Genomic DNA, 19800 nt, shown 5'->3' on the forward strand with positions numbered 1-19800 from the left:
CCTCTCGATTCTGCGAGCGTCCGGCGGAGGGGTGAGACACCCGCCCACCGGACGTCAGGTTCGGGGGAGACCCGAGGCGTGATGCTTACTTGATCTCTTCCAGGCTGCCGGTGCCAGTGGGCGTTTCGATGGAGGTGCAGGTACCTTCCGGGACCAGCTTCCAGGCATTGCCCTGATAATCGACGGTCGAAGTGCCGGCACAGGAGGTGCCCGGGCCTGCAGCGCAGTCATTCTCACCGGCCAGCGACACGCCATAGCACTTTTCCATGCCTGCGGCATGCGCCGGAATGGAGACCACGGCGGCAGACAGCGCTACGGCGGTACCGAGGGCGGAAGCCAGGGCGAAAGCGGTCTTGGCGGACTTGTTGGACTTGGTAGACATGGGCACATCTCCTGAGAAAACGCTCATTCATGAGCTGAAAGTTGTTCATTTGTCATTTTCGCCCCATTACCGCAGGCTCAAACCAACTTACGGGGAGGTCCGGAGAACGGATGCAGAAGATGTCGAATTTTTTGCATCACTCACGATATTTCCTTCCTCGCCGCGTCAGAACACGATAGTCCGAGCTTGCGTTGACCCTGCATCTCAAGAAAAACGGCCCTGCTGGAGGGCCGTCGAGAAAGAACAGGGAATACGAGAGATGGCATGCCACCGAGTGTCAGCCGGCAATGAGCGAGATGTGCCGGTTCACGGGGTGTCCCCTTGCCACTTGCGCTCCAGATGTTCCCAGCGCGATAGCGTGGCACCTTGAGCCTTGTCCGCCGTCGAGCCAGAGGCAGGCTCAGTCTCACTCTCAGTCTCAGTCTCAGTCTCAGGATCAGATTCAATAGCAGCATCGGACTGCGATGTCGGGCCAGAGACCGGCCCCTGGTGATGCAGGGAGTCACGGGATTGACGCACCAGGGTCTCGGGCAACGGCTTCTTCATGCGCGCACCGAGCTCCAGTAGCTCCTCGGCACGGCTGATCAGGTTGCCGCGCCCGCTGGCCAGACGCTTCATGGCGGTATCGTGCGCCTCGCGGGTACGGCCCAGCTGGCTACCAAGCTCCTCGAGGGATTCGGCAAGTCCGCGGAACTTGTCGAGCAGCGCCCCGGCACGCTCACCGATCACGCGCGCATTGTCGTTCTGGCGCTCCAGACTCCACAGACTGGCCACGGTGCGCAGACTGGCCAGCAAGGTGGTCGGCGTCACCATCACCACGCCCTGGGTGAAGGCGTCCTGGAACAGGCTGTCGTCATGCTCGAAGGCCAGCGCGAAGGCGGGCTCCATCGGCAGGAACAGGAACACGAAATCCGGTGACCCCAGCCCCTCGATGGCAGGATAGTTGCGCCGCGCCAGTCCCGTGACGTGGCCGCGCACCGAGGCCAGATGCGCCCTCAGGGCTCGCGCCCGCGCCGTCTCATCCGCGGCATTGACGTAGTCGGTGTAGGCGCTCAACGAGACCTTGGCATCGATGATCAGATGCTTGTTGTCCGGCAGGTAGACGATGGCATCCGGGCGCTGGCGCCCGCCTTCACCGCTGAACGACACCTCGCGCTTGAACTCGATCCCCTCTCGCAGGCCGGAGCGCTCGAGCACGGTCTCCAGAATCATCTCGCCCCAGTTGCCCTGCATCTTGCTGTCGCCCTTGAGCGCACGTGACAGATTGGCCGCTTCCTCGGTGATCTGGCGATTGAGTCCCGCCAGCTGGTCGAGCTGACTCTTGAGGCTGGTGCGTTCGCGTACCTCCTCGCCATGCAGCTGCTCGAGGCGCTGACGAAAGTCCCCGACCTGCTCGCGAAACGGCTTGAGCAACTGTTCGAGCTGGGCACCACTGGCGGCGGTGAAACGCTGCTGGCGCTCCTCGAACACCTTGCCTGCCAGCTGCTCGAATTCCTGACTCAGGCGTTCGCGGGAGTCGTTGAGCAGTGCCAGCTGCTCGGCGTGATGAGTGGCCTCCTGACGCTGACGCGTGACCAGCGAGGCATGCGTCTCGCGCAGCTCGGCGTAGCGCTCGGTCAATGTCTCGAGACGCTCCTCACGCTCCAGCAGCTGGGCCTCCAGCACTTCCTGCTGGCGGGTCAGGCTGCGTGCCAGGGTCTGCTGTTCACTCAGCGCACGCGACTGTTCATCAAGCCGCCCCTGCAGCGATTCGCGCAGCGTGGCGAGCTGTTCCGTCAGCGCATCGCGCGCCTGGCGCGCCTCCTCCAGCGACTGGCTCAGATGGCGTTGCTGCTGCTCCGCCTGCTGCCCATCCAGTGCGGCACGCTGCTCGACCAGGGCCGCCCGCTGCTCGGCCTGTTGCTGTAGATCCCGCGCCTCTTCAAGCGTCTGCTGCAACGCCTGCCGGGTTTCGTCACTGCTCTCTTCGAGAGCGTGAAGCTGCTCGCGGGTTCGCCGCCAGCCCAACCCCAGGATCAACGACAGCATCAACAGCACGCCGACCAGCAACCACATCACGGCGGAAGATTCAGAAAGCAGAGGCATCGGGCACTCCATGGCCGGTGAAAACGCAGTGGGGTCACCCCCTTGAAAGTCAGTATCGCGCATCCATGTCTTGAGTGTCAGGGCACGAAAGGACGGGATTTCGCTGCATCAACGTGGGGCGCTCACCTCAGTGAGTAACGCATGCTGAGAGCAGAATTTTTCCCTTCTCTGCCCAACACGCTCGCAAGAGCCGAAGCACGGAAAGGAGATTTGCATGACACAGCAGACCGATCAGCAGACACGTCAACAACTGCAAGGTAAGCGCGTGGCCATTCTCGCGACCCATGGCTTCGAGGAATCCGAGCTCGCGGTGCCGCGCGCCGCACTGCAGGAGGCGGGCGTCGAGGTACACATCGTCTCGCCGGAGAAAGACGGCATCCGCGCCTGGGCCGAGACGGATTGGGGCGAGACCTACCAGGTCGACACCTCGCTCAGCGATGCCAGCGAACACGACTATCACGGTCTGGTACTGCCGGGCGGCCTGTTCAATCCCGATACCCTGCGCCAGGACGAGACCGCACTGAACTTCGTGCGCAGCTTCTTCCAGGCCCACAAGCCGGTGGCCGCCATCTGTCACGCGCCGTGGATCCTGATCAACGCCGGGGTGGTCGAAGGCCGCAAGATGACCTCCTTCCCCTCCGTCGCCCAGGACCTGCGAAACGCCGGTGCCGAGTGGCAGGACAGCGACGTCGTGTGTGACAGCGCGCTGGTCACCAGCCGCAAGCCGGATGACCTCGATGCCTTCAATGCCAAGCTGCTCGAGGAGCTCGCCGAGGGCAAGCATCAGCATCAACACGCCTGATCTCGTCCCCGACGACAGCACCCGAAAACGCCCCTGCCTCCGCGGCAGGGGCGTTTTTTTGCGCTCGGCACCGCAGACTGACGCTCATCGCGGGAAAAGCATTTGCGAGCAAGCACTTACCTTGAGCGCCATAGAGCATGAAGGCCAGAAGATCACGACATGGACTCAGGGAGACGTCGGCACATCAGAGAACGCTGTTCGTCAAAGTGTCCGCGACACGGTATCGTGTGAACAGGGATCAAGAAGGGTGACTATCCGACAACACGGGAGACCACCCCATGCACACCATCACAATGGCACCAGTCCTGCTGAGCCTGGGACTCATGCTGAGCCTTGCCATCCCCGGTGTCGTTGCCGCGGATGATCGTCATCGCTCACAGGGTCAGCAGCATCACGGCCGACAGACCATCGAGCGTCACAGCACGCCGCAAAGCCGCCATGAGGCGATCAAGCGCCGCCATCTGAGGATGTTCGACGAGCCGCGGGTGGAGCGCCATCACTCTCGCCACGACACACGTCACCGCATTCCCCAGCACCGCTACTACCAACATGAGCGCTACGCGCCTCATCAGTATCGACAATACGATTCGCGCCGCCATGACCTGCGCCGCCGTCACGATGGCGTGAGCATCGGCTTCCCGGCGATACGCATCAATATCCACTGAGCTGACGCACTCTCGAAGTGCCCAGCCAGCGCCCCCGCAGGAAGCTCAACGAGAGCCTGATGCCCAGATACGACACCGCCCCCGCAGGCTACCTGCGGGGGCGGTGTCGTGGGGAGTCAATCGGCCCGGATCAGGCGTCGCGCGGCTCGGCAAGCGTCGTGATCAGTCCCTTGAGCACCTGCCAGAATTCCCCGACCGAGTCGACCTCGACGCGCTCGCTGGGCGAGTGCGCACCGCGAATCAAGGGGCCGAAGGAAATCATCTCGAGCTGGGGATACTTGGCCCCCAGGATGCCGCATTCCAGACCGGCATGGATGACCTTGATCTCCGGCGCGCGGCCGGTGACGCGCTCGTGCAGGCGGCAGAATCGCGCCAAAAGCTCCGCCTCAGGCTGCGGCTGCCAACCCGGGTAGGCATTCTCGGCCTGAGTGTGCGCCCCCAACAGGCCGAACAGCCCGCGGATGCGCTGCTCCATCATGGAGACCGCATCATCACGCAGCGAGCGCACCAGGGCGCAGAGATGGAAACTCCCCTCACGCAGCTGGACCACACCGAGATTGTTGGAGGTTTCCACCACGCCTTCCACGGCTGCGCTCATGCGCTCCACGCCATAGGGCGCGGCATCCAGTACGGCGACAAGCCGCTGGGTATCCTCGACGGACAGGGCACTCTCGGCATTGCCGCGCGTCACGCTGAGGGTGACGTCCGGGTCCGTGTCACGCAGCTCATCGCGAATCTGCGCCTCGAATTCCGCCAGGCGCTGGCGGGCTGCCGCGACACGCTCATCGAACAGCACCACGCCGACGGTCGCCTCGCGTGGCAGTGCATTGCGCAGCGTACCGCCAGACCAGCTGACCAGACGCGGCGAGAATTCCGCCAGCGCCACCAGTGCCCGTGACATCAGGCGGTTGGCATTGCCGCGCCCACGATGGATGTCGAGCCCGGAATGTCCTCCGACCAGCCCGCCGATGGTGAGCTCAAGCTCCGCCTCGGCATCCTTCAGCGAGGACGTGGCGAATTCGTGCGCGACATTGATGTCCGCACCGCCAGCGCAACCGATATAGACCTGGCCACGGTCCTCCGAGTCCAGATTGAGCAGGTAGCGCCCTTCCAGCCAGCCTTCGGCCAGATTCAATGCGCCGCCCATCGAGGTTTCTTCCTCGAGGGTGAACAACGCCTCCAGCGGACCATGCACCAGCGTCTCGTCTTCCAGCACCGCCAGCGCCGCGGCGACGCCGAGGCCATTGTCGGCGCCCAGCGTCGTGCCGCGCGCCTTGAGCCAGCCATCCTCGAGATAGGTCTCGAGCGCATCACGGGTGAAGTCATGGCGGGAGTCACTGGCCGCCTGGGCCACCATGTCGAGATGCCCCTGCAACACGATCCCCGGCGCGCTCTCATGGCCGGGGGTGGCCGCCTTGCGCAGACGCAGGTTGCCGAAATCGTCGCGGTCATGCGCGAGGCCGCGCGACTGCGCCCACTCAATCAGATGCTCAACCAGTGCCGCTTCATGCCCGGAAGGGCGCGGGATATTGCACAGGGTACGAAAATGACGCCAGACAATGGCGGGTTCCAACGTGTCGATATGCTCATTCATGGCGAAGTTTCCTGTTCTTGTCATCCCCGAGCATACGGAACCGTCCACGGCCGTGGCTAGTGGTTGTCGGTGCCTGTCGATCAGTGACTGCGAATATGCAAGGATGAGATCTCTCGACACAGCCACGCTGTGCACTTCCAGCCCCTGACAACCGGAGCCCTCATGCCCCGCCGACTTCTGCTGTTATCCGTCCTTTCCGCCACTGCTGGCCTGCTGATGCTGAGCGGCTGCTCGCCGATTCCCGACATGCCGGGACCGATCGGCATCCCCGGCCTCTGATCAATGATCGCCGGCAGGCAGGGCACCGTGCGCCTCGACGAGACGCCCTGCCGCCGCACGACACCAGCGATCACGCGCCTTGCGCCCCACGATGCCCTGACGCTGGGCCCAGTCGATGAAGGCTGGTGCATCCTGGCCGGCCAGGGCCAGTGCGAGTCCGTGACGCGCGGCCTCATCCAGTCCGGATGAGCCGACGCACTGCTCATCTGGGGAGCCGTGGGCTTTCAGCGCGGCCTGCAGCCACGGCCGCACCAGGGCAAGACCTCCGCCACCGCGCCGATACCAGTCGAGTCGTTGCGGCCAGCCTTGAGCCGGTTGACAGCCCTGAGCCGGTTGACCGCCCAGGGCGAGCCGCGATGCCAGCACGTCAGGTAGCCCGGCCAGCTCATGCGCCAGCAGGCTCGGCAGCAGATGCTGAAAGTCCTGATGCAGCGCCTCGAGCAAGGTATCTCTCGGCGAGGCCTCGCCTGCGCCATCGCATGACTCCCCCGTCGCCTTGCCCATCATCACCGCATGCTCGCCACTGGCCGCATCCCGCTTGAGCCCCATGCGCAGTGGCATGAAGCCCTGGGACAGCCAGAAGTCCACCAGTCCCGCCTCGGCCCCGAAACTGGTGCCGAGACGCGTGACACCCGCCAGCCGTGCCTGCTGCTCCAGCGCATTGAGCAAGCGCGCCCCCTGCCCACGCCGCCACAGTGCGGGATGTATCGCGATGCGCAGAATCCGCCACCAGCGCGTCTCGGCGGCCGCCTGATGTCCGGCATGCGCCGCCAGAGACTGCGCCAGCAGATGCCCGCGCGGCCGCCGCTGACCTCGCCAGATATCCTCTGCCAGCGGTGCAGGAAACCCGCCCTCCTCGACGGCCGCCACGACGCCCAGCCATGCCGGCTTGCCACTGGCGGTCTCCTGATGGCGAATCGCCAGCAGCCTGAGCCCCGGGGTATCCAGCAGCTGCCGCAGGTCCGCCGGCGTGGTGCGGTAATGCGCCTGCACCAGCAGGCCGAACAGCGACTCCAGCATCGCTTCATCGCGTGCCAGAGCGTCCCGATCCAGCACGACGACCTCACTGCCGGCCAGCCATTGCTCGACATCGCTGCGGTCCTCCATGACCGGCGCCAGCGTTGATGGCGGAGCCGAGAGCAACAACAGATCATCGATCAGCGCCTCCAGCGGATCACCGGACGCCCAGCGGACAGGCGTGGTCATCTCCAGCGCCTGCCAGCCGGGGCATTGACGCTCGAGATGCTGGCGGAAACGCAGCTGGAACCCTCGCCCGGTACCTTCATAGCCATGGACGGTGGTGGCGAAGGCGATGCGCGGAAAATGCGCCAGAGACGCCTTGAGCAACGGGGTGGGGATGGCGGCTGCTTCATCGACGAACAAGCGCGGCAGTGGCCCCTCCGGGCAGGCAAGGCGGGCGGCGGCGATGGCGTCCGGCGCCAGGAAACGCAGCTCGCTCGCAACCTCCGCTCCATCAGCTGTCCGCCGGGCTTGCGCGGGGTGCACTGCCGGCACGCAAAGCCGAAAGGCATTGCCCTCGCGGCGCCCCCGCGGCAGCAGCGCTGCCAGACGCGCGAAGACCGCGGCCACCGCCGCCGGCCGTGGCGCCGTCAGCCAGACACTTTCCCCCGCTGCCAGACAGCGTGCCGCGGCGATGCCCAGCGCGGCACTCTTGCCGCGGCCACGATCGGCACTGATCACCACCGGCTGGTTCGGGCGGAGCGCCGCCAGCGCGGCCACCACCTCGGCCTGATCTGACGTCAGGCAATCAGGGTCCGTGACCTCACCGACGCGGGTCGCTGCCTCCCCGGCGGGTGGCAGCGTCGGTAACGGTTCGCCCTGCGGCCAGTGCAGTACGCTGGCATCCGCCTGGAGGCGCCGTGCCAGCCGCGCCAGATAGCGCGCCGCAAGCTGCTCACGCGCGAATGGCCAGTGCGCCAGACGCGCGTAGTCGCCATCCGGCGCTGGCGCTGGCTCGGCGTCGGCCCAGGCGGCAGGCGTCACCAGCACCAGCAGTCCTCCCGCCATCAGAGTGCCGGCCACGGCCCCGAAGGCATCGGGATCAAGACCACTCTGCGGATGTGCGGCATCGAAGACGACCAATGCCTGCTCGCCGCCCAGCTGAGTGGCAGCCTTGGCCATCGCCAGCGAGCGCACGTGTGTCCCGCCCGGCGTCGTGATCGCCTCTCCGGCGCCCAGCCAAAGCGGAGCAGGCTCACGCGCTGGCCACAGATCACAGATCGCCAGCGCAGCAGCGCAGGGATCCCCGCCCGTGCCCTCTCCGCCGCTGATCCACAGACAGGCGCGCTGATGCCGCGCGAGCAGGCGCTCATGCAGTGTCCGGCACCAGGCATCGATGGCGGGAGGGTCCAATGGGGCGGGGTAACGTGAAGAAGTCGTCATCATGGCGCGCAGCATGCCGCATGGTGACGTGGCAGACCAGACATCGTGCTGGAATCCCCATGACGGGAGGCCAGGGGCCAGTCACGCCGGGCAGCCCTCTCTCTCAACGTCCTTTTATTTAAGTAATATCTCATATTTAAAAACACCCCGTTGCAAGATAGGCAACGCAGGCGGCGCAAGAATGAGAATGGTTATATTTATGCCTATCAGGATAATGAAGCTCCACTTCCCATTATTGCGAGCCATCCCCGATGCCACAGCGTCATTTCGTCACCACTACTCTGCCCCGCGCGCTCAAGCCTGCCCTGCTCGCCCTGAGCCTGGCGGCACCGTTCGTGGCGGGCCAGGCCTCGGCACTGGAATACCCGATCGGCACTCCGGTCAAGGAAGGCGGCATGGAAATCGCGGCCGTCTATCTGCAGCCAGTGGTGATGGCCCCGGCAGGCAAGCTGCCGGCCAATCAGGCCGACATCCATCTGGAAGCCGATATCCACGCACTGATGGAAAACGACAACGGCTTCGCGCCGGGCGACTGGATTCCCTATCTGGGCATTCACTACACCCTGACCAAGCAGGGCAGTGATACTCCGATCGAAGGCGATCTGGTACCGATGATCGCCAACGACGGCACCCACTATGGCAAGAACGTCAAGCTGGATGGCCCGGGCAAATACCACCTGACCTTCGACATCCAGCACCCGGACATGCCGCGTCACATCGACAAGGAAACCGGTGTCGCCGAGTGGCCGGACACCATCACCACCGATTACGACTTCGTGTATGCCGGTGTCGGCAAGAAAGGCGGCTACTGAGCACCAGCCTCTGCACGTGGCGGACATGACGGCGCCATCTCGTATCCGCCGGCATGTCCGCCCGCTGTCTCCAATGGCCGCCTGTGCTGAAAAGCGCTCGCGGCCATTGGTCGCTCTGCCGGCAACCCTCCATCCCCGGCACCTGGCGCCCGCGAGTGCCACGTCCGAATGACTCTCCCTCGTGCCTCTGCCGAGTGTCTACCCCACTATCCCGGAGCCCATCATGCGCCTTCCTCGTCGTCGCTCTGCCCGGCAGTCCGTCGCTGCGCTGCTGCCGACCCTCGCTCTGCTGCTGGCGGTACTGCTGCCGCGCGTGACGCTGGCCAGCGACATGCCGTCCTATGACCTGACGCTCACCAACGGCAAGCTCAGTCCCGAGGTGCTCAAGGTCAAGGCCGGCGAGAAATTCGTCATCCAGCTGCACAACGCGGGCAACACGCCCGCCGAATTCGAGAGCAATTCGCTGCGCAAGGAGAAGGTGCTGGCCCCGGGCGTGAAATCCTTCGTGGTGATCCACCCCTTGCGTGCCGGCAGCTACGACTACTTCGATGACTTCCACCTGCCGGATGCCCGCGGCAAGGTCGTCGCAGAAGACTGAGGCACAGGCACATGTCCGCCGTCACTCGTCTCGTCCCCTGCCGCGCCTGCCATCTCTTCCCTGTCAGGGCACGAACGGCATTGCCGATTCCTCACCCTGCCCGCTGTCCCCGAGAGTCCCGCCATGTTTGATCAGGTTCTGTTTATCGTCTGGCGCGAAAGCGTCGAAGCCATTCTCGTCATCGGCATCATGCATGCCTGGCTGGTGCAGTCGGGCACGCGCGCCGGGCTGCGCTACCTGTGGGGTGGGGTCGTTGCCGGGCTGGTGCTGGCCGGGCTGATGGGCGCGGCCCTGATGGGCGCCAACACCTGGCTGACCGGCACCGCCCAGGAAGTCTTCCAGGCGGCGCTGGTACTGATCGCCTGCCTGCTGATCACCCAGATGGTGCTCTGGATGCGGACCAAGGGCCGGACTCTCAAGACAGAACTCGAGAGCGGCCTGGCCGAGGCCGTCTCCTCCGGCAGCTACTGGGGGGTCGCGGTACTGGTCGCCATCGCCGTGGCACGTGAAGGTGCGGAAACCGTCGTCTTCCTCTACGGCATGGGCGCCGCCAGCCTGCAGTCCGGTGGCATCGGCAGCTTCTCTCTCGCGGCCTTCATCGGTTTCGCGCTGGCAGTGGCGACCTTCATGGCCCTGCAGCTGGGTTCGCGCCTGTTCTCCTGGAAGCTGTTCTTCCGTGTCACGGAAGTCCTGCTGCTGCTGCTGGCCGCGTCATTGTTGATGTCAGGGCTTGAGCAGCTCATCGGCCTGGGCTATCTGCCGGCCGGTCTCGACCCGCTGTGGGATTCCAGCTGGCTGCTCGATGATGGCAGCGGTCTCGGTGGCCTGCTGGCGACCTTCGCCGGCTATCGCGCCTGGCCCGCCACCACCATGGTGCTGGGCTATGCCCTCTACTGGGTCATCGTCATCACTCTGATGAAGCGCCAGCGCAAGGTGGAGCGCAAGGATCAGCGCAAGCAGCTCACCGCCCGCGCGCGCAGCTGATGCCCGTCCCGCGCACTGCCCAGTGAGAGAAGAGGAAGCGTTCATGGCCCATTGCAGTACACACTCCGCACGCCCCGACGCACGGGCGGACATCATCGCCAGTGACGCCGGAGCCGGCGCCTCCCGAGCCACGCGTATCGCGCGTTTCGGCCAGGCGATGCAACAGCGGCGCGGCCTGATCCAGCTGATCCAGTGGCTGGTGGTGGGCATCTACGCCTTCCTGCTGGTGGTGCCGGCATTGCTGCCGCTGCCCGACTATCAGGCGCACATCCTCACCAATCTGACGGTGTTCGCCGAATTCGTGTTCTGGGGGCTGTGGTGGCCCTTCGTGCTGATCAGCATGGTGCTGATGGGCCGGGTGTGGTGCGGGGTCTTCTGCCCCGAGGGTACCCTGACGGAGGCCGCCAGCCGCATCGGGCTCGGCCGGCCGATTCCGGGCTGGATGCGCTGGGGAGGCTGGCCCTTCGTGGCCTTCCTGGGCACCACGCTCTACGGTCAGCTGGCCAGCGTCTATCAGTACCCGCTGGGCGCGCTGGTGGTACTGGGCGGCTCGACGGTGGCGGCGATCGTGGTCGGGCTGATCTACGGCAAGGGCACACGTGTCTGGTGCCGTCAGCTATGCCCGGTGAATGGCGTCTTCAATCTGCTGGCGCGCCTCTCGCCGACCCACTTCCGTACCGACCAGGCGCGCTGGAACGCCCACAACCGCGCCGTGCGCCAAGGCAATGCCGTGCGTACGCATGCGCCTGACTGCGCGCCATTGATTCCGCTCAAGCAGCTCGACAGTGCCGGCGACTGCCATGTCTGCGGGCGCTGCAGTGGCTACAAGGACGCGATGCAGCTGGAATGGCGGTCGCCGGGCGTGGAGCTGGTCGAACCGCCGCAGCCGGTGCGTTTCACCCACTACTCGGTGCTGGTGTTCGGCCTGCTCGGCATCGCCATCGGCGCCTTCAGCTGGAGCGCCAGCCCGTGGTTCGTCGCGCTCAAGCAGCAGCTGGCCGTCTGGCTGATCGAGCATGACCTGATGTGGCCGCTGACCACCACCCTGCCCACCTGGATCCTGACCAACTATCCCGAGCACAACGATGTCTTCAATCTGCTCGATGGCAGTCTGATCACGCTGTGGATCGTGGTGGGCGGCGGTCTGCTGGGCGCACTCACCAGCCTGCCGCTCTTGCTTGGCAACTGGCTGATGGGGGGCAAGGCGACGCTGTCACGCCTGTGGCATCTCTCGCTGAGCCTGATTCCGCTGGGCGGGCTCGGCGTGTTCCTCGGCCTCTCCGCCACCACCATGACGCTGCTGCGCGGTGACGGCATCAACCTCACCTGGGCCAATGATCTTCGCGCCGTGCTGCTGGCACTGGCCTGCCTGTGGGGCCTGCGACTGGCCTGGCGCATTACTGGCGAGCAGTACAACGGCGAGCAGCACAACGGCGAGCAGCGCAACGGCGAGCAGCGCAACGGTGGACGGCTCGCCGGCAACGCCGCGCGACTGGTCGGCACGACAAGCGTCGCACTGGCCTGCCTGCCCGCGCTGGGGGTCTGGTACCTGATGTTCTGGGGCTGGTGAGACGCTGTCACCCGAAGGCTGAAACGACAAGACCCGCCATCAAGGCGGGTCTTGTCGTTGGCCGGGGCGGCTGTGACGCCACGCTAGTGAGCGCCGCCTTCGTCACTGCCCTCGCTCTCCGGGCGACGGAAGGCGATCACCACGACACTGCCCACCACATAGACCGCGCCCAGCCACAGGAAGATATTGTCGAAGGCCAGCACCTCGGCCTGAAGACTGATGCGCTGCGCGATCATCGCGACGCCCGCCTGCCAGGGGTCGGTCAGGCCCGAGAAGGTCACCTGATAGCTGGCCAGCTGGTCGATCACCACCTGGCGGCTCTGGTCGATGGAGCCGATCAGCTGGTTCCAGTGGTAGTCCTCCCGCCAGTCGCGCACGGTATCGATCAGCGCCAGACCCACCGCGCCGCCCAGGTTGCGCATCACGTTGAACAGGCCACTGCCGTTGCCCAGTTCGTGGGGTGCCAGTCGTCCCATCGCCAGGCGTGACACCGACAGCAGCACCAGAATCTGGCCCACGCCACGGATGACCTGCGGCCAGAAGAACTCGTTGTAGCCCGAGCCCGACGTCAGATGGGCATTCATGCCGGTGCCGACACCGGTCAGCACCAGACCGATGAACATCATCAGGCGCAGATCGATGAGATCGGAGAGCTTGCCCGACAGCGGTGCCATCAGGAACATCGCCACGCCCGCCACGAACATCACCTCGCCGATCTGCAGGCTCGAGAAGCCACGCACGCTGCCGAGGAACAGCGGCACCAGATAGACCAGCCCGTAGAGCACCACGCCCAGCCAGAAGCCGACCAGCGCGCCGAGCGCGAAGTTGCGATTCTTGAACACGCGCAGATCCACGATGGGGTTGTCAGCACTCAGCACGCGCCAGAAGAAGCCCACGCAGCTCAGCGCACAGACGATGGCCCACAGCAGGATGGGGGTGCTGGCGAACCAGTCATCTCCCGGCCCCTCCTCCAGCACGTATTCGAGGCTGCCGAGAAACACCGCCATCAACGACAGTCCCAGCGTGTCCAGACGCTTGAGCAGTCCGCGATCACCGCTGTCGATCTCCAGATTGCGCCACACCAGACTGGCCACGAGGATGCCCGGCAGCAGATTGGCCAGAAACAGCCAGTGCCAGCTGAAATACTCGGTCAGATAGCCACCGACGGTGGGACCGATGGACGGCGCCATGGTCGCCACCAGGCCGATCACCGCCTGAATGGTGCCCATCTTGCGTCGCGGGAAGATCGAGAAGCTCACGGCCTGGGTCAGCGGAATCATCGCCCCGCCCATGAAGCCCTGGACCGCACGCAGCACGATCAGCGCCTCAAGCGAGGTGGACAATGCACAGCCCAGACTCGCCAGCGTGAACCCCAGCGCCGAGACGGTCAGTACCACGCGGGTCGAGAAGATGCGCGCCAGCATGCCCGAGAGCGGAATCATCACGATCTCGGCGATCAGATAGCTGGTCTGGATCCAGGAGACCTGCTCGGGACTGGCCGCCAGGCCCGCCTGGATCTCATTGAGCGAGCTGGCGACGATCTGGATATCCAGGATCGCCATGAACATGCCGAACACCGCCGCGATGAAGCCGATCTGCTGACGGCGCGACGGCATGTCACTGGCAGCACCAGCCGGGGCTGCGGTTGCCTCGGCCATGCTCACTGCGCTCCGTGTTCGGCGGTGGCCGCGACATCGGAGGCGGCCTGCACGCTATCAGGTGCCATGACTGGCGCGGTGACAGCCGCAGTGACAGGCGCGGTGACACTGGCCGCATAGGTGCCGGTCTCCGGCAGCTCACGGGTGTCGATGGACGGCACGACCGACAGCCCCGCCCGCAGGCGTGGCAATGCCGCCTCCGGGCCGGTCAGGCGGATACGCACCGGCACGCGCTGGACGATCTTGTTGAAGTTGCCGGTGGCATTGTCCGTCGGCAGCAGGCTGAACTCGGTGCCGGTCGCCGGCGCGAGGCTGTCCACCACCCCCTCGAATTCGATGTCCGGGTAGGCATCCACCTCAAGGTGGACCGGCTGCCCGACTCGCATGCGCTCGGTCTGGGTTTCCTTGTAGTTGGCCACCACGTAGGCGCTTTCCACCGGCACCAGCTGCATCAGGGTCAGCGAGGCGCTGGCCATGGTGCCGACCTCGACACTGCGATTGCCGACCACGCCGTTCTGGGGCGCACGAATCGAGGTCTTCTCCAGCTGGTGGCGCGCGTAGGCGAGATCCGCCGCCGCTGACACCACTTCGGCACGGGCCGAGTCCAGCTGTGCCTTGTAGACCTCGAGTTGCTGACGCGCGGAGACCAGCGACGCCTGCTGCTGCGCCACGCTGGCCTCGGCGGTGCGCAGGGTCACCTGGTCATCTTCAAGGGACTGCCGCGAGGCATAGCTGCGGCTCTCCAGACTTCTTGAGCGCTTGAGATGCAGCGCGGCCTGATCGCGCTCGGCCTTGGCCGAGGCCAGGGCCGCCTTGGCCTCATCGATCTTCGCGCTCTGCAGATCCAGCTGACGCTCGGCCTGGACTTCCCCGGTGCGCGCCTTGTCGAGTGCGGCGCTCGCCTGATCCAGGTTGGCCCTGGCATCCCCATCGTCCAGCTGAACCAGCAACTGCCCTTTCTTCACCGGCTGGTTGTCATGCACCAGCATGCGCGTCACGCGCGCGGTGATCTCGGAACGTACCGGCACGCTGTCGGTCCGCACATAGGCATTGTCAGTCTCCTGCATGAAGCGCCCGACCTGCCACCACTCGACTCCCATCACGCCACCCGCGATCACGCCCGCCACCACGAGGAGCGCCACTGCGCCCTTGCCTGCCTTGTTCATACGGCGACTCTCTGTTGCTGCCTGTCAGTGACAGGCAGGGAAACCGTCTGACGGTGGCCGGCCTCGATGACGCAACGCCTGCGCTCGGGACTGCCATCTTGCACCGCCACTAAGTGTAATGAATACTACACTTCATTGAGCCACCCCCGACAGCGTCAACCGACAGCGTGCCTCGTTCGCAATATCGCAACCCTGACGGCGTCAGTCGGCCCCTTTCACCAGAGGACACAGACATGACGGACTCCCCTTCCTCGCAGAGTGCTCCGGACACCGCCACATCCCGCACCTCGCCGCGCGGGGAAGCCCGCCGCAGACGCCAGCGGGAAGTCGCCAGAGAACACTTCCTGCAAAATGGCTACGCCGCGACCAGCATCAACGAGATCGCACGGGAGGCCGGCGGATCACTGACGACGCTTTATCGGAATTTCGGCAACAAGGAGGGGCTGTTCCTCGCCGTGATGCAGCAGGAAGCACAGTCGGTATGGTCGGTGATGGATCACGAGGTCAATGAGGCACGTCGCGTCGACGAGGCCCTGGAACACTTCGGGATGGCGATGCTGACACTGGCCCTCGAACCACAGCTGATCCGGCTGTTTCGTGGCCTCGCCTTCGAGAGCGGCCGCAACCCGCAGCTCGGCAAGCTCTTCCTCGACAATGGCCCCAAGCTGACGCGCCAGCGGCTGGCTGGCTACCTGTCACGACAGGTGGCGGAGGGCCACTTGCCAGGCTCCGGCCTCGGGCAGGAACCGCTGGCCGCCGCCAACCTGCTGACCGGCATGCTGCTCAACCCGCTGCATGTCGATGCCCTGCTGGGCAGCTTCCCCGAACCGGCCGACCCGGAAAGCCTGCGACCACACGTCAGGCGCTGCGTGCGCGTCTTCATCGCGGGTTTCGGGGCCTGAACGCCGGGCCCCTGACGTGATGACCCAGCCCCGCCGATGAGGTTATGGATGCGTCGTCATGGGAACAGTACAAAGCGTCTCGACAAAGGCCCTGGCTGCATGGGTCATCCGCCGATCACGGCGTTTGCACAATACCGTGGAACACGCCAGGCAGGCGGTACCCTGCATCGGAATGGCGACCAGGTCGCCGCGACTCAGCTCCACCTGACTGATCGCGTAACTTGGCAATATCGTCATGCCTCCATTGGCCAGGACATGCAGCTTCAGCATCTCGATATTGTCCATTTCAAAGATGACTCTGAACGTCTTGCCGATCCTGACGGAGGCTGCATTGACCAGTTGTCGCGTAAGAAAACTCCCGTTCAGCATCGCAAGCGAGCACCCCACCAGCGCTTCCAGGGTGATCGAATCGCACCCGGCCAGTGGATGGTCGGGCCGCGCGACAGCAATGAAATGCGTCGGGTAACGCTCGATGACCTCAATATCGGCAGGCAGATCCACTTCCATGGCAACTCCGATATCCACCGCGTCCGAACTCAGCTGGTCATAGACCGCCGGACTTCCCGTGACGGTACCGGAGAAGGTGACCTGTTCATGCTGTCGCTGGAAACGGGCGATGGCCGGCGACAGCCAGGTTCTCATCACCCCCTCTATGGTGGCGAAGCGCACGGTCCCCGCCATCAGACCATGGATTTCCTGAATCTTCGACTTCGCAAGGTCCATCTCTCTCAGGGTATTGCGCATGTGAGCTTTCAGGATGCGCCCCTCTTCCGTCAGGAACATGCCCGAAGAACGACGATCGAAGAGAGCCGTCTGAAAGCTATGTTCCAGGTTCTGTATCTGGCGACTGATGGCCGACGGACTGACATGCAGCTCATGCGCCGCCTGACGAACTGACCCGGTTTCCGCGACAGCCAGGAAATAACGATAAGTGAGTATCTGAATGGGAGCCTCCTGATCGAGGGGCGGTTGGTCAGCACCATTTAAGCGCACTTCTGACGTTCAGAACGTTGTCAGGTGTGTACTTTACGTCAACGCGGCGTGCTCAAGATTCTAATTTCCCATACAGGGAGTCGCGTTTACTCTGAACAGGACATCTCCCGGAAGATTTCATCACGATAAATAACGATCCTGACCTGCATGTCATATGCAAGGAAACATGATGAGCATAAGAAATATAAGAAAGTTCGTATGGTGGGTGGTCGCTCTCTGTCTATTACTGACATGGCTTCCTTATATTGGAATATTCAACTCCTCGAAATTGATTTGGGGAATTCCCCAGCCGCTGGCACTGACGCTGGTATGCAATGCGGTGCTCACACTCTGCGTCATTTCGCTATATCCCCTGTATTTCAAGCCCTTGATGAATGCACTGAAAGCAAGGCCCATCGTGGAGGAGCATTCACATGAATAACACCGTCACGATTGCCGTACTTGTCGCCTTCATCAGTGTCTTCATCCTGATTTCGCTATTCGCCAAACGCAGTGCCAACAATACGCAATCCACGACTTCCGAGGATTTCGTCATCGGCGGGAGAGGCATGGGCACTCTGGTGCTGGTGCTCTCCATGGGCGCAACCTATTTCTCCACCTGGACATTGCTCGGGGCCTTCGGTTCCTACTATCGCGAAGGCATCTGGTTCGTCGGCTTTGCCGTCTGGACCATCTTCCACGGTATCTTCATCTGGATGTTCGGCACCCGCATCTGGCTGGCTGGCAAGCGCTTCGGCTTCATCACTCCCGGACAGATGGTCGAGCGTTACTACCGCAGCAAGCGCCTGAAGATCGCCGTGGCCGTCACCGGCATCACGGCTCTGGTGCCTGTCATGCTGATCCAGGTCATCGGAGGCGCCAAGGCACTGGATGCCCTGTCAGGGGGAGCCATTCCCTATGTGGTCGGTGTGACCGTCACATCCATCATGGTCGGTGTGATCGTGCTGTGGGCCGGCTTCAAGGGCACCGCCTGGACGGACTCCTTCATGGGTATCTTCTTTGCCTCGATTCTCATCTTCACTGCCATCTATGTGATGAATCTTGCCGGCGGCAGTCAGATGTTCGCAGCCGTGGCCGAAATTCAACCAGAGCTGCTGGTCAATTCCGGCAAGCCATTGAAAATGTTGGAACTCTGGCTGGGACTTGGCTTCGGTGCCTGGGTATTGCCGCACATGTGGCAGAAGTTCTATTCCGCCTCCTCCGCAGAGGTACTCGGCAAGGTCGCCATGGCCACCCCGTTCTGGAATTCCTGGATGATGGCGATCATTCCGCTGCTCGTGGGTCTGGCGGCCGTGATCCCCGGAGTGGCTCCGGGCCTCGATGCCAGCAGCAGCGACACCATTCTTCCCTTGATCTTCAACGAGCATCTGCCACTGCTGGGCGCCTTCGTGGTTGCCGGCATCCTGGCCGCCGCCATCTCGACCATCAACAGCCAGCTACTGTCATCGGCCAGTATCGTGGCGGAAGACATCGTCAACAGCTTCACCAAGGAGCCGCTGAGCAGTCAGCGCATCACGCTCATCACGCGTGTAGTCGTGGCGTCATTGACCGTACTAGTCTTCCTGCTGGCCATGTTGCCCAGTGGTGCAGGCTATCTGGTGCCCATCGCTTCGCTCGGCTTCGGTCTCGGTCTGCAACTGGTGCCTTCCGCACTCGGCATGCTGCATTTCCGTCGAATCACGGAAGCCGGTGCCTTTGCAGGGCTGCTCTCGGGGACTGCGGTGATGGCGATCCTGGCCATCTTGCAACTGGATATCGTCATCGGCCCCAGTATCTCAGGCTTCATCGTCAACCTTGTCGTGATGATGGTCGTCAGTCGTCTGTCAGCTCCGGTCTGTGAACGATCACAGCATGAATTCCATGACATGTTCGATGAATACATGCGCGACAACTGCGACACGCCTGTTCCCTCAAGCACTCAACCTTCGCGCTGAATTCTCATGGCGTCCTTTATCTCCAATTCATAGGTGACTCTCATGCAAGACAACGTAAAAGTTGCAGTGATCCAGGACAGCAGCGTGCCATTCGATGCCGAGAAGACAGCCCTCAAGGCATGCCGTCTCATAGAGGAAGCTGCGCAGGGAGAGGCCGAGCTGGTGGTATTTCCAGAGGCGTTTCTGGGTACCTATCCCAAGGGGCTGACATTCGGCGCCCCGGTAGGCACGCGGCTCCCGGAAGGACGTGAAGACTTTCGACGCTATTTTGAAGGCGCCGTGGAAATCGACGGACCGGAACTGCGCAGCATTGAAGAATCAGCCCGCGAACATGGCGTCTTCATCGTCATGGGCATCATCGAACGCGATGGCTCGACCCTGTATTGCAGCGTGGTGTTCATCGATCCGCAGGCAGGAATTGTCGGCAAGCGTCGCAAGCTCATGCCCACGGGCTCGGAGCGTCTCATCTGGGGCTTCGGAGACGGCTCGACATTGGATGCCGTGGATAGCTCACTGGCCAAGGTCGGCGCGGTGATCTGCTGGGAAAATTACATGCCGGCACTGCGCCAGACGATGTATGGGCAGGGAGTGGAGATCTACTGCGCACCGACGGCTGATGACCGCGATACCTGGCTGTCTTCCATGCAGCACATCGCGCTGGAAGGCCGCTGCTATGTCCTGAGTGCCTGCCAGTACCTGACACGTGGCGACTTCGGAGATGACTACAACTGCGTACTCGGTGACTCGCCGGAACATGTCCTGATGCGCGGCGGCAGCGTGATTCTCGGACCACTCGGCGAGATCATCGCAGGCCCTGTCTTCAATGAGCGTACCATCCTGCATGCCACACTTGCGCGCGATACGTTGATCCGCAGCAAGCTGGATTTCGATCCGGTGGGGCATTACGCCCGCCCCGATGTGCTGTCCGTGATGGTGGATCGTGAAGAAAAGAAGGCCGTCTATTACTGAGCTT

The 19800-nt window shown here is 63.7% G+C and carries 16 protein-coding genes; 9 read left to right on the forward strand and 7 right to left on the reverse strand.

Annotation, left to right across the window (positions count from 1 at the left end; all coding sequences use genetic code 11):
• Nucleotides 1-85: 85 nt before the first annotated feature.
• Nucleotides 86-382, reverse strand: a complete 297-nt coding sequence (locus tag BFX80_RS16305) for a BufA1 family periplasmic bufferin-type metallophore (RefSeq protein WP_084209440.1) — start codon at nucleotides 380-382, stop codon at nucleotides 86-88.
• 306 nt (nucleotides 383-688) lie between these two features.
• The gene (gene rmuC / locus BFX80_RS16310; protein WP_240499618.1) at nucleotides 689-2467 is read right to left on the reverse strand and encodes a DNA recombination protein RmuC; all 1779 of its coding nucleotides are present in this window, start codon (nucleotides 2465-2467) and stop codon (nucleotides 689-691) included.
• A 214-nt stretch (nucleotides 2468-2681) separates the two neighbouring features.
• Here rmuC and BFX80_RS16315 point away from each other — a divergent pair, with 214 nt between their 5' ends.
• On the forward strand, nucleotides 2682-3269 hold the full coding sequence (locus BFX80_RS16315; RefSeq protein WP_084209441.1) for a type 1 glutamine amidotransferase domain-containing protein: 588 nt from the start codon (nucleotides 2682-2684) through the stop codon (nucleotides 3267-3269).
• Between the two features lie 278 nt (nucleotides 3270-3547).
• A complete protein-coding gene (locus tag BFX80_RS16320) occupies nucleotides 3548-3934 on the forward strand; it encodes a hypothetical protein (RefSeq protein WP_084209442.1) in 387 nt (128 codons plus the stop codon).
• A gap of 130 nt (nucleotides 3935-4064) precedes the next feature.
• Here BFX80_RS16320 and BFX80_RS16325 read toward each other — a convergent pair whose 3' ends face one another.
• Both BFX80_RS16325 and BFX80_RS16330 read right to left on the reverse strand, forming a co-directional pair.
• The gene (locus tag BFX80_RS16325) at nucleotides 4065-5528 is read right to left on the reverse strand and encodes an aminoacyl-histidine dipeptidase (RefSeq protein WP_084209443.1); all 1464 of its coding nucleotides are present in this window, start codon (nucleotides 5526-5528) and stop codon (nucleotides 4065-4067) included.
• 279 nt (nucleotides 5529-5807) lie between these two features.
• Complete coding sequence (locus BFX80_RS16330; protein ID WP_167593060.1) at nucleotides 5808-8213, reverse strand: GNAT family N-acetyltransferase; 2406 nt, start codon at nucleotides 8211-8213, stop codon at nucleotides 5808-5810.
• A gap of 248 nt (nucleotides 8214-8461) precedes the next feature.
• Here BFX80_RS16330 and BFX80_RS16335 point away from each other — a divergent pair, with 248 nt between their 5' ends.
• The 4 genes from BFX80_RS16335 (at nucleotide 8462) to BFX80_RS16350 (ending at nucleotide 12174) form a co-directional block, all read left to right on the forward strand.
• Nucleotides 8462-9022, forward strand: coding sequence for an iron transporter (locus BFX80_RS16335; protein ID WP_077378625.1), 561 nt, complete (start codon nucleotides 8462-8464; stop codon nucleotides 9020-9022).
• 223 nt (nucleotides 9023-9245) lie between these two features.
• Complete coding sequence (locus tag BFX80_RS16340; RefSeq protein ID WP_077378622.1) at nucleotides 9246-9620, forward strand: cupredoxin domain-containing protein; 375 nt, start codon at nucleotides 9246-9248, stop codon at nucleotides 9618-9620.
• 123 nt (nucleotides 9621-9743) lie between these two features.
• Nucleotides 9744-10604 (forward strand): FTR1 family iron permease, encoded by an 861-nt coding sequence (locus BFX80_RS16345; protein WP_084209445.1) that lies wholly within the window; start codon nucleotides 9744-9746, stop codon nucleotides 10602-10604.
• A 43-nt stretch (nucleotides 10605-10647) separates the two neighbouring features.
• A complete protein-coding gene (locus BFX80_RS16350; RefSeq protein WP_084209446.1) occupies nucleotides 10648-12174 on the forward strand; it encodes a 4Fe-4S binding protein in 1527 nt (508 codons plus the stop codon).
• Between the two features lie 83 nt (nucleotides 12175-12257).
• Here the strand turns inward: BFX80_RS16350 and BFX80_RS16355 are convergent, their stop codons facing one another.
• Nucleotides 12258-13832 (reverse strand): DHA2 family efflux MFS transporter permease subunit, encoded by a 1575-nt coding sequence (locus tag BFX80_RS16355; RefSeq protein ID WP_077378613.1) that lies wholly within the window; start codon nucleotides 13830-13832, stop codon nucleotides 12258-12260.
• A 2-nt stretch (nucleotides 13833-13834) separates the two neighbouring features.
• Nucleotides 13835-14998: an HlyD family secretion protein gene (locus BFX80_RS16360; RefSeq protein WP_077378610.1), complete on the reverse strand. Its 1164-nt coding sequence runs from the start codon at nucleotides 14996-14998 to the stop codon at nucleotides 13835-13837.
• Nucleotides 14999-15231: 233 nt separating this feature from the next.
• Between BFX80_RS16360 and BFX80_RS16365 the strand changes: the two genes are divergently transcribed.
• Nucleotides 15232-15900 (forward strand): TetR/AcrR family transcriptional regulator, encoded by a 669-nt coding sequence (locus tag BFX80_RS16365; protein WP_077378608.1) that lies wholly within the window; start codon nucleotides 15232-15234, stop codon nucleotides 15898-15900.
• Between the two features lie 42 nt (nucleotides 15901-15942).
• Here the strand turns inward: BFX80_RS16365 and BFX80_RS16370 are convergent, their stop codons facing one another.
• Nucleotides 15943-16893: a LysR family transcriptional regulator gene (locus tag BFX80_RS16370; RefSeq protein WP_240499619.1), complete on the reverse strand. Its 951-nt coding sequence runs from the start codon at nucleotides 16891-16893 to the stop codon at nucleotides 15943-15945.
• A gap of 413 nt (nucleotides 16894-17306) precedes the next feature.
• Between BFX80_RS16370 and BFX80_RS16375 the strand changes: the two genes are divergently transcribed.
• Nucleotides 17307-18827, forward strand: coding sequence for a sodium:solute symporter family protein (locus BFX80_RS16375; RefSeq protein WP_084209447.1), 1521 nt, complete (start codon nucleotides 17307-17309; stop codon nucleotides 18825-18827).
• A gap of 42 nt (nucleotides 18828-18869) precedes the next feature.
• Nucleotides 18870-19796 (forward strand): carbon-nitrogen hydrolase family protein, encoded by a 927-nt coding sequence (locus BFX80_RS16380; RefSeq protein ID WP_084209448.1) that lies wholly within the window; start codon nucleotides 18870-18872, stop codon nucleotides 19794-19796.
• The last annotated feature ends 4 nt before the right edge of the window (nucleotides 19797-19800 follow it).

Source organism: Cobetia marina, assembly GCF_001720485.1.
GTDB lineage: Bacteria > Pseudomonadota > Gammaproteobacteria > Pseudomonadales > Halomonadaceae > Cobetia > Cobetia marina.

Excerpts from the sequence above, each read along its gene's own strand:
- BFX80_RS16375 (WP_084209447.1), top strand. The coding sequence starts at position 17,307 with ATGAATAACACCGTCACGATTGCCGTACTTGTCGCCTTCATCAGTGTC.
- BFX80_RS16330 (WP_167593060.1), bottom strand. The coding sequence starts at position 8,213 with ATGATGACGACTTCTTCACGTTACCCCGCCCCATTGGACCCTCCCGCC.
- BFX80_RS16345 (WP_084209445.1), top strand. The coding sequence starts at position 9,744 with ATGTTTGATCAGGTTCTGTTTATCGTCTGGCGCGAAAGCGTCGAAGCC.
- BFX80_RS16325 (WP_084209443.1), bottom strand. The coding sequence starts at position 5,528 with ATGAATGAGCATATCGACACGTTGGAACCCGCCATTGTCTGGCGTCAT.
- BFX80_RS16320 (WP_084209442.1), top strand. The coding sequence starts at position 3,548 with ATGCACACCATCACAATGGCACCAGTCCTGCTGAGCCTGGGACTCATG.
- BFX80_RS16315 (WP_084209441.1), top strand. The coding sequence starts at position 2,682 with ATGACACAGCAGACCGATCAGCAGACACGTCAACAACTGCAAGGTAAG.
- BFX80_RS16360 (WP_077378610.1), bottom strand. The coding sequence starts at position 14,998 with ATGAACAAGGCAGGCAAGGGCGCAGTGGCGCTCCTCGTGGTGGCGGGC.
- BFX80_RS16350 (WP_084209446.1), top strand. The coding sequence starts at position 10,648 with ATGGCCCATTGCAGTACACACTCCGCACGCCCCGACGCACGGGCGGAC.
- BFX80_RS16380 (WP_084209448.1), top strand. The coding sequence starts at position 18,870 with ATGCAAGACAACGTAAAAGTTGCAGTGATCCAGGACAGCAGCGTGCCA.
- BFX80_RS16365 (WP_077378608.1), top strand. The coding sequence starts at position 15,232 with ATGACGGACTCCCCTTCCTCGCAGAGTGCTCCGGACACCGCCACATCC.
- rmuC (WP_240499618.1), bottom strand. The coding sequence starts at position 2,467 with ATGCCTCTGCTTTCTGAATCTTCCGCCGTGATGTGGTTGCTGGTCGGC.
- BFX80_RS16355 (WP_077378613.1), bottom strand. The coding sequence starts at position 13,832 with ATGGCCGAGGCAACCGCAGCCCCGGCTGGTGCTGCCAGTGACATGCCG.
- BFX80_RS16335 (WP_077378625.1), top strand. The coding sequence starts at position 8,462 with ATGCCACAGCGTCATTTCGTCACCACTACTCTGCCCCGCGCGCTCAAG.
- BFX80_RS16340 (WP_077378622.1), top strand. The coding sequence starts at position 9,246 with ATGCGCCTTCCTCGTCGTCGCTCTGCCCGGCAGTCCGTCGCTGCGCTG.
- BFX80_RS16305 (WP_084209440.1), bottom strand. The coding sequence starts at position 382 with ATGTCTACCAAGTCCAACAAGTCCGCCAAGACCGCTTTCGCCCTGGCT.